Below are 535 nucleotides of genomic sequence, written 5' to 3'. Positions count from 1 at the left end.
GGCCTGTTCGACGACCGCGCGCTGCCCGCGCAGTACATCGCCGGCGCCACGCCCTTCACCAACGCCGCGGCGCTCAACATCTCGATCAACGGCCGGGGCTTCGCCATGCGGCTGCGGCCCCAGTACGGCATTCGCGGCGACTACTACGCCAACACCATCAACCAGAACCCGAGCGGCACGCCCACCTACACCAACCTGTCGGACTCGGTGAACTACAACTGGGGCACGGGCGGGCCGGGCAACAACGTCGGCACCAACAACTTCACGGCCATCTACACCGTCAGCTTCGTGGCGCCCACCACCGGCAGCTACGCCTTCCGCACCACCTCCGACGACGGCGTGCTGCTGTACGTGAACAACGTGCTGCGCATCAACAACTGGAACGACCATTCCGCCACCGTCGATACCGCGTCCAACATCACCTTCAACGCGGGCGACACGGTCAATGTCCAGATGAAGTACTACGAGCGCACCGGCGACGCGGTCGCCAAGCTGGAGATGCAGCCGCCCGGCGGGGCCTTCGACCTGCTGTCCA

Annotated in this window: 1 protein-coding gene; it reads left to right on the top strand. The window is 65.8% G+C overall.

Going from position 1 to position 535, the window contains the following annotated elements:
• The coding region (locus tag NS331_RS23845) for a PA14 domain-containing protein (RefSeq protein WP_242873872.1) at positions 1-535 on the top strand (535 nt) is incomplete at both ends.

The organism is Pseudacidovorax intermedius (genome assembly GCF_001476815.1).
Classification (GTDB): Bacteria; Pseudomonadota; Gammaproteobacteria; order Burkholderiales; family Burkholderiaceae_C; genus Xenophilus; species Xenophilus intermedius_A.
The sequence above is the reverse complement of the archived record's forward strand: the minus strand, read 5'-3'. Positions and strand labels throughout refer to the sequence as shown.